This is a genomic window from Acinetobacter seohaensis, from assembly GCF_056431365.1.
This window is the reverse complement of sequence record NZ_JBWKMK010000115.1, coordinates 1-9,444: the sequence shown is the minus strand read 5'-3', so window position 1 is coordinate 9,444 and position 9,444 is coordinate 1. Positions and strand designations below refer to the sequence as shown.

At 40.1% G+C, this 9,444-nt stretch carries 7 protein-coding genes; 4 read left to right on the top strand and 3 right to left on the bottom strand.

Annotation, left to right across the window (positions count from 1 at the left end):
* Positions 1–24: 24 nt before the first annotated feature.
* The 4 genes from AC07E5_RS10455 (at position 25) to AC07E5_RS10440 (ending at position 7,096) form a co-directional block, all read left to right on the top strand.
* On the top strand, positions 25–1,920 hold the full coding sequence (locus AC07E5_RS10455) for a cadherin-like domain-containing protein (RefSeq protein ID WP_498625412.1): 1,896 nt from the start codon (positions 25–27) through the stop codon (positions 1,918–1,920).
* A 107-nt stretch (positions 1,921–2,027) separates the two neighbouring features.
* Entirely contained in the window at positions 2,028–3,413 is a 1,386-nt protein-coding gene (locus AC07E5_RS10450; protein WP_498625410.1) for a TolC family outer membrane protein, read from the top strand.
* Positions 3,414–3,524: 111 nt separating this feature from the next.
* The gene (locus AC07E5_RS10445) at positions 3,525–5,660 is read left to right on the top strand and encodes a type I secretion system permease/ATPase (protein ID WP_317098336.1); all 2,136 of its coding nucleotides are present in this window, start codon (positions 3,525–3,527) and stop codon (positions 5,658–5,660) included.
* Positions 5,657–7,096: an HlyD family type I secretion periplasmic adaptor subunit gene (locus AC07E5_RS10440; RefSeq protein WP_179995534.1), complete on the top strand. Its 1,440-nt coding sequence runs from the start codon at positions 5,657–5,659 to the stop codon at positions 7,094–7,096. The genes AC07E5_RS10445 and AC07E5_RS10440 overlap by 4 nt, the downstream gene beginning before the upstream one ends.
* A 128-nt stretch (positions 7,097–7,224) precedes the next feature.
* On the opposite strand, the gene AC07E5_RS10435 is transcribed toward AC07E5_RS10440, so the two are convergent.
* From AC07E5_RS10435 to AC07E5_RS10425, 3 genes are all read right to left on the bottom strand, one after another.
* A complete protein-coding gene (locus AC07E5_RS10435) occupies positions 7,225–7,842 on the bottom strand; it encodes a CAP domain-containing protein (protein ID WP_078390486.1) in 618 nt (205 codons plus the stop codon).
* 22 nt (positions 7,843–7,864) lie between these two features.
* Positions 7,865–8,845, bottom strand: a complete 981-nt coding sequence (locus AC07E5_RS10430) for a restriction endonuclease (protein ID WP_498625409.1) — start codon at positions 8,843–8,845, stop codon at positions 7,865–7,867.
* 247 nt (positions 8,846–9,092) lie between these two features.
* Positions 9,093–9,444, bottom strand: a 352-nt coding sequence (locus AC07E5_RS10425; RefSeq protein ID WP_498625408.1) for an IS66 family transposase, incomplete at its 5' end; no start/stop codon positions are given.

Here is a 9,444-nt window from a genome sequence, read left to right as displayed (position 1 = left end):
GCGGCCAATGACTTCGAGGCCCTGGTGAACACCCACAACCTGGTGGTGACAGCAACTGATGGCACCAACAGCAGCAACATCAACGTGACCCTGAACGAGCGGGATGTCAATGAAGCGCCAGTTGCAGCTGCTGATACCAATACCACAGCGGAAGACACGACTTTAACAGTCAATCCGACGAATGGTTTATTGTCAAATGACAGTGATGTTGAGGGTAGTGCGCTGACTATTACACAATTCACAGTTGCAGGTGTGGCAGGTACATTTAACGCAGGTCAAACCGCGACGATTACGGGTGTAGGCAGTCTAATTATTAATGGCAATGGCAGTTATACTTTTACACCAGCACTGGATTATAAAGGTACTGTACCATTAGTAACTTATACTGTATCTGATGGTACGGCGACTAGCACATCAACCTTGACACTTACTGTTTCGGCTGTTGCAGATATGCCTTTATTATCTGTTGCGAATGCATATGTACTTCAACAGGGTGCAACGATTATCTCAACAGGTTCGTCTGATGTTGCAGTCAATCTAGGAGTTCAAGATTCTGGTAAAGGTGTAAGCCAAGCCAATCTTGAGCTGGAGTTAGGTGTAACATCTGGTTATTTAGATAATCGTTTTGACCCTGTTGGTCCAAATGTGAATGATCCTGGGTTTGTAGATATTATCGATGGAAAAATCAACGAAGTACAACACAATATGACCACTGGTGATACGGTCACTTGGAACTATACCTTTACTAATGGAGAAAATATTGCAAGCGAAGTACAGCAAGGCTTTAACGATATAGCGGCTTTAATCGTAACTGCACCAGATGGAACCAAACAGACCATTTTAGTTGATGCAACTGAGATGAAATTCCCTAATACTACTGGTACGGGTTCTTATAGTCTTGTTGCGACTCAAACAGGTATTTATACTTTCCAATGGTTGATTTTAAATGGTGGTGATAGGGCCAAGGACTCATCTTTTGCCTTATCAAGTGCAACTTTCACGGCAGCAGGTGGTACCTATGGTTCACCGATAAAATTAAACTTGGCAGCCAATCTAACGGATACCAGTGGTAGTGAAAATCTAACGGTCACCATTGGGGGATTACCAGCAGGTTTCAGTTTTAGTGCAGGCGTAGATAATGGTGGTGGAAGCTGGAGCTTTACGGGAGCTGAGTTGAAATATCTGTATATTTTACCGCCTCAGAACTATACGGGTACTTTGTCATTGACAGCGACAGCTACTGCCACAGAACCATCCAATGGTGATAGCAAAACAACTGCTCCTCAGACCTTTACGGTTGATATTAGCCAGACAACGAACACTGTTACTACTGGTTCAGAGTCTGCTCAAACATTAAACGGTACAACGAGCAATGATTTGATTCGTGGATATGCTGGTAATGATAGGATAAGTGGTGGTGCTGGTAACGACATGATTTATGGTGGTGCTGGCAATGACACCTTAAACGGAGGGGTGGGTCATGACTATTTATATGGAGGGGTCGGTAATGACACTTTAAATGGTGATGATGGATATGACTATTTAAATGGTGGTGCTGGAACCGATATTCTCAATGGTGGTGCTGGTGATGATATTTTGATTGGTGGTCCAGGCACTGATACTTTAACAGGTGGTTTAGGTGCGGATACTTTCGTTTGGATACAAGGCGATTCAGATGGTTTGACGGATACTATTACAGATTTTAGTAAGGCACAGGGCGATAAAATTGATGCTAAGGCTTTATTGGATGCTTTGGGATGGAATGGCAATATTAATACCTTAAGTCAGTTTGTATCAGTGAGTGGTAACACAATTGATATACATAATGCGGCAGATACTCAAAGTGTCAATATTCTAGTTACTGGTCAAACTTTCACGGATTTGAATGATATGATCAACAAAACCAACTTCCAGACTTAAACCTAGCATAGAGGGCGTAGTCACTTCGCCCTCTATCCCAAATTTATTTATTAATATGATGGCAACATCGTTAAACATTTAAGAAACTTTAAAACAAGGGGAAACCTGTGAAAGTATTAGCATTAACAAAAATTGCAAGCATGGTAGCGGTAGCAAGTGTAGCATTGAGTACATCAGCAGCAGACTTAACATCTGTGACTAAAACTGCGATTGAAAATAATCCAGAGGTTCAGGTGCAATGGTCAAACTTTCTTGAAGCCACTGCGAACCAAAAACAGGCGCGAGCAGGTTATTTACCATCAATTGATTTAAATGCAGCTTATGGTAAAGGCGATCGTGACTTTGATGGTCGTGGTTGGTTTAATCAGGGACAAGCAGAAATTGCATTGACCCAAGTATTATTTGACGGCTTTCGTATTAAAAATAAAGTTGAGCAAGGTGATTATGCAGCGTTAAAGCGCTATTATGAGTTAAATGCTGGTGTGGAACAAAAAGCTTTTGAAGCAGCTCAAGCTTATTTGGATGTTCAACGTTACCGTGATCTGGTTAAATTGGCAGAAACCAACTTTAATAACCATCAACGTGTTTATAACCAAATTCAGCAAAAGACCAAGCAGGGTGTGGGCAATGGTGCGGATTTAGCACAAATCTCAGGTCGTTTATCTTTGGCACAAACCAATTTAATGACGGAACAAGCGAATTTAAATGATGTATCAGCACGTTTTGCCCGTATTGTTGGGGTCGAACCAAGTACAAATCTTGAACCTGTTAATTTAAATACTTCTTTGCCTAATAGCTCACAAGATGCTGTAATGACTGCATATCAAAACAATAATAGTTTGAAAGCAGCATTAAGCGAAATGGAATACGCGCGTACCAATGCAGAAGAGTTTAAGTCAAACATGTACCCTAAACTTTCATTTGTAGCGCGTACAGGACTATACCAAAACCGTAACAGTTTTGATGAGCGTACCAATCCTGGCAATGACAAGTATGGTCAGGATAGTGCAGTAGAACTTCGATTGAATTATAATCTGTTTAATGGTTTTGCTGACCGTTCAGCAGTAAATGCGGCAAATGCTAGAATTTATACTGCTCAGGACTTGAAAAACAAAGCCTGTGTTGATATTCGCCAAACATCAACGGTGGCTTATAACAATGTGAATAACTACAGCAGCCAGTTAGAATGGTTACAACGTCATCGTGATGAATCTGCTTCAGTTGTAAAAGCATATAACGATCAGTTTGATATTGGTCGTCGTACATTACTTGATGTTTTAGACTCGGAAAATGAAGCATTCCAAGCCAATCGTGCTTATGTAACTACGCAATATGATTTGAAAGTTGCACAATTCCAAACACTGTATAGCATGGGTCAATTATTGCCTGCGCTCGGTATTCAACGTGATAATTTACCTGCTGTATCAGAAGTGAGTCAGCGTGAAATTTTGGCTGAAAATGTGTGTGGTACAGCAAGTACAACCGCACAATAAGCTGTTTGAGCTATAGAGATAAAGATCAGGGTGCAACATTGCGCCCTATTTTTTGACAGAGAAAGTTTGTTTGCATTGACCAATAGCCTTTTATCAAGATGTGGTGAACACGTGAGTACACAGATATTCGATCCTTTGGCATTATGCTTGATAAGGATTGCCAAAGATCATGACATAAGCATAACCCAAGAGGGCTTGTTGTCTGGTTTGCCATTACCTAATGGCCGCTTGATTCCGCAGTTTGTGGAGCGAGCTGCCGAGCGAGTAAGTTTATACAGCAATGTATTGCAACAGCGTTTACAGCAGCTCAACCACTTCGTATTTCCAGTGATTTTATTACTCAAAGATCAGACTGCATGTGTGTTGTACCGTATTGATAACGAGCGCGAAATTGCAACCGTGTACTTCCCAGAAATGAATGATACGGTGACAGAGGTAGCGTTATCACAATTGCAAGAAAAGTACCTAGGCACTGTTATTTACTTACAGCAGCGACAATTTATTGCGGATAATCAGCTTAAGATGCAGTCGAGTACGCAGCATTGGTTCTGGGGGGTTATTCGTCAGCATCGTTCGATGTATAAAGACATTTTATTGGCTGCATTATTTGTCAATATTTTTGCTTTATGTTCACCGTTTTTTGTGATGAATGTCTACGATCGTGTCGTACCGAATCATGCTTTAGATACATTATGGGTTTTGGCGCTTGGTATTACTTTGGTGATTACTGCCGACTTGGCACTTAAGCTAATCCGTAGTTATTTTGTCGATTTGGCTGCAGTACGTGCCGATAATAAATTGTCGGCATATATTATGGAAAAAGTACTTGGTCGCCGTATGGGACAAGATAATTTGTCGGTAGGAATGATGGCATCAAACATTCAATCTTATGAGTCCATTCGTGCTTTTAGTAGCTCAATGACTGTAGTTGCAATGATTGATTTGCCATTTTTTATTCTTTTCTTAGCGGTTATTTGCTTTTTATCTTGGATTTTTGTCATACCTTTACTCATTGGTGCAGTGGTTATTTTACTTTATGCGCTCTCTGTGCATATTCGTTTGAAGCAGTTGTCGGAGGCAATGTCGGAAGCATCTCAACAGCGACAAGGCTTATTGATTGAAACCTTAAATAATGAAGAAACAATAAAAAGCTTTAATGCGACAGGACGTATGCAAGCCCTGTGGGAAAAAGCCACGCGCTTTAATGTACATTATTCTTCGAAGTTACGTTTTTTGGGTGGCACTGTTGGTAGTTTTGCAGGATGGGTACAGCAAATCACAGGTGTAGTGATCATTTTGGTTGGGGTGTATCTCATTGTAGATGGTAAGCTTTCGCAAGGCGCGCTCATCGCTTGTTATCTGTTGGCAACACGATCATTAGCACCTATTTCACAAGTTGCGGGGTTATTAACCTCTTATTATCAGGCTTCTAGTGCATTAAAAATGCTGGATCAAACAGTACAATCAGAACAGGAGCGTGACAATCTAAAAGGCTGGCTTAGTCATCCACACTTACAAGGACAAATTGAGTTTAAAAATGTAAGTTTACGCTATTCGGAGGAAGCAAAATCTGCATTGAATGATGTTTCTTTTTCCATTCGAGCAGGAGAAAAAGTTGCGATATTAGGTAAGGTTGGTTCGGGTAAAAGCTCAATTGAAAAATTATTATTGGCGCTCTATCGTCCAACAGAAGGTTCAATATTTATTGACCAAACTAATATCGCGCAGATTGACCCAGCCGAATTGCGAAGCCAGATAGGCTATATCCCGCAAGATATTGAACTGTTAAATGGCACAGTATTATCAAATATTGTATTGGGTAATCCGCATGCGAGTCGAAGTGCTGTCGAAAAAAGTCTTATCGTGTCGGGATTGGCACATATTTTAAAAGCGCATGAAGATGGTTTATCTTTTCAAATTGGTGAGGGGGGTAGCAAGCTATCAGGAGGGCAGCGTCAAGCTATTGCTGTAGCACGTGCTATTGCTCAAGATGCAAAAATTCTAATTTTTGATGAACCGACAAGTGCAATGGATACACCATTAGAGCATCATGTAATACGGCAGTTGCAACAATATATGACTGCTCAGCATACTTTAATTTTGGTGACGCATAAGCCTTCGTTATTGGCTTTGGTTGATCGTATTATTATTGTGGAAGATGGAAAAATCATTGCCGATGGTGATAAAAAAACGGTGATGAGTACGATGTTTCCTCAGCAAAGTCATCACAGTGGAGCAGCATCATGACGCAACCACAGAAAAAAACCCAACGCGAAAAACTCTTTGAGCAAGTAGGAAAAAGTATTGAGAACTCTGAACAAGTCAGTCAGTCTATTTTTTCCAGATTGATGTTATTTAAAAAGTATCAACCTGCGGCAGCAGATGATTGGCAAAGTCAAGTTCAAGAGGTCACACAGTCGCAAAAGCCTATGCAAGCACGTTTGATTCTTTATATTGTTGTAGCAATTTGCTGTATATTTTTGCTGTGGGCAGCTTTTGCACAGGTTGATGAAATTACTCGTGGTGAAGGTAAAGTTATTCCATCCCAGCAAATGCAAGTGATTCAGTCTGTTGATGGTGGGGTAGTAGAAAAGGTTTATGTGCAAGAAGGTGAGCATGTAAAAAAAGGCGACCTATTGATTCGTATTGACCCAACGCGTTTTGTTTCAAACTTGAATGAAGTGAATGCAAAAATCTTTGCTTTACAAACGAAAGTTCGTCGCTTGACTGCACAGGTAAATGGTTCGGGCTATACCTCAGGCGATATTCCAGATGGGGTAAGCCCGAGTGAAGCAGCACAAATTTTGGCACAAGAAGGGCAGTTTTACTCAGAAAGCATGCGTGAATTAAGTCAGCGGACGATGACCAATCAAGGTGCAGTCTCGACCAGACAAGGTGAATCACAGCGAGCTCAAGCAGCCTTATCTCAGGCAGAGCGCGCTTATCAACTTGCTGTACGCGAGTTAGAAACCACCCGTCCTCTACTTAAAACAGGTGCGGTATCTGATATGGATATTCTGCGTTTAGAGCGAGATGTGTCTAATGCGGATGGAGAGCGCAAACAAGCTGCTGCAAATTTACGTGCAACACAAGCATCTATAGGTGAAGCACAATCTCGTACTTCAGAAGCAGCGGTGAGTTTAAAAAACCAGTGGCGTAATGAGTTGGCAGAAGCACAGGCGCAGCTAGTGAGTTTAAGACAAAGTATTTCAGGCGTGGCAGATCGAGTAAAAACCACAGATATTCGTTCACCGACCAATGGTATCGTGCAGAAAATTTTCTTTAATACCATCGGTGGGGTGGTGAAACCGAGTGATCAAGTCGCGGAAATCGTACCTTTAGATGGACAATTGATTGTTGAAGCAAAAGTGTCTCCGAAAGATATTGCTTTTGTACGACCAGATTTGCCTGCGGTGATTAAATTTACGGCCTATGATTTTTCAATCTATGGCGGAATGAATGCGAAAGTAAAACATATTAGCCCAGACACATTTACCGATGAAAAAGGCAATATGTTTTATATCGTCCGTGCAGTGACAGACAAACCAACTTTCGGTAAAGGATTGTCTGTGATTCCAGGGATGACGGTTCAATTGGATATTATGACAGGTAAGAAAACAATTCTTTCTTATTTACTTAAACCAATTTTAAAAGCGAAAAACAATGCCTTAACCGAGCGTTAAGTCGAATAAACGTCATCAATCTACTAAAAATCCTTCTTTTAAAAAGAGGGATTTTTAATTTATAAAGCAGATTTTATAAGTGTTAATTTCAGTTTTTACCCGATCAAATAAAGATCTTGTACTCGGTTTTAGTTTTTCCCGCTACCAAAGTGTTGCACCCAGTATGTTCGATGGGTTGTAGGATTTCGGCTACATGCGATCGCATAATCTTTAAATTGCGGTTTCATTAAGTTATCGCAATGTCCTGGGCTTAATGCCAGCCAATTTTCAAGAACTTGTTTAAGGTTGGTTTGACCTGTTGCTAGATTTTCACCCCCACCGCCTTTATACCCTGTTTTTTTAATACGGAATCTAAGATTTTCACCTCCACGCCCGACATGACTTAAAATCTGACGTTGTGAAATATCCTGTGCATGCGCAGTTGAGCTCATCTGTAATTGATTATTCCATTTTAATGAATGAGTTGCCGAGTAGGCAATTTTTCCACATTGTTGGGAGTGATTTCGAATTTCATTAATGGCATTTAAAACTGCTTGCTGAAACTGTGGATTTTGAATGTCATCACAAGAGATTTTGTCAAAAGAGGCTAAAGTCTGTTGAGGATTTTTTTGAGTGGGTATCGTTGTTGATTTTGCAATGGTTTTATTTGATTGATGCTGCAAAGGCTGTTGTGGTTGTGAATTTGAACATCCATGTAGTAAAAAGTATAGACTGCATATAAAAGAATGATAAGCAATATTTTTCATAGTGCACCTCTAGCAAATTTTTTTATTTACAGTCTCGTTTAAAATCTTCATAATAACGATAAATTAACTCTACAATCTCTTTACCATCAATAAGTCTTAACCGTGATTTATTCGTAGCTTTACTCTTTGCTTGATTACTATAACTTCCAAGATTAACAAATAAAGCATATTCGCCATCTTCAAGAGTACCTAAGAGTTGATTTATTTCAGGTAAGCCATTAGATGTTAAAGTTTTTTTACATTGAACCTTAATAATAGGGGGTTCGAAGCCAAGTGTATCCTTGTGAGCAATAACATCAACACCGCCATCGCCCGACCTCTGAGTAACCCTAGCAACATACCCCATGCATTCAAGCAAATGAGCGACAAACTCTTCAAACTGATAACCGTTTAAATGTTGATGTAATCTACGAATAATAAAATCTTCAGTTGAATATTTTGCTGTTTCATTAATTACTTTAGTTACTGTTTCATCATCGGGTATTTCTTCTTGTTCTAATTCTTGCTCTTGTAACTCAACTATTGGGTCTTTATTTATTGTAGCTTGGTATTCAATACCTACAGCATTTAAAAAATCACCTGCTGTTTTCTTAATTTCAAACAATGTAATGTAAGCACCAATTTCATATAACGCTACTTGAGAAAAATTGTTACGTGGGACTCCATAAGGTGTTAGCCACGTTACAGGACGACGATTTAAATAAGCATCTTCGTCTTCAGAATTAGCTCTCTCATAATCTCCACTAATAATACCAATATAGACCAATCTATCCGATTTGCATGGGTATACCACATAATCTCCTGTTTTTACCACATGCATAAATCTGTAAATTGTGGCTACCTGAGTTCGGATAGAAGGCATTGAAGAATCAGGTTGCTTTGCTTGCAAAGCAAATTTAAAGGCTTCCCTATCAGCATCAATCTGACTTAAATCACCTAACTCTGACCAGCCAATTCCAATGTAATTTTTTTCAACTGGCTCAGTTCCAACATGTACGCCCATGTGTACACCCCAAACAGTCGGAGTATCAGACATTTATTAACCTTAAATACTTGTAATTTATGACGATCAGCATATCTTAAATAAGGATAAATTTGAATATGAGTATTATTGTGGGTATCGTTTCTGAGTTTAAAAAATTTGATGCTGATCTTAAAAATCCGAACTGGTCAGTATCCTCAATTAGCTCAAATAATGAGCTAATTGTTAGTTTATGGGTAAGCGTCCGCTGAACCCCATGCCTATTTTTTTAATTTGAGTTGGATTTCCAGCGATGTGGCAGTAATTCTTCTATTTGGGTCGCTTTGTGTGTCGGTAACCTTTTCAGCACATCACTGAGATAGGCATACGGATCCAACCCATTCAGCTTTGCTGACTGGATTAAAGTCATGATGTTTGCCGCTCGCTGACCACTGCGCAGCGAACCTGCAAACAGCCAGTTCTTGCGTCCCAACGCCCAGGGACGCACCTGATTCTCTACCCAATTGTTGCATATCGGTAGATTGCCATCATCCAGATAGCGGCTTAAGGCTGGCCAACGCTTCAGAGTGTAATTGATAGCCTTGGCGGTAGGAGAACTCGATGGCACTGTCAGATGATGT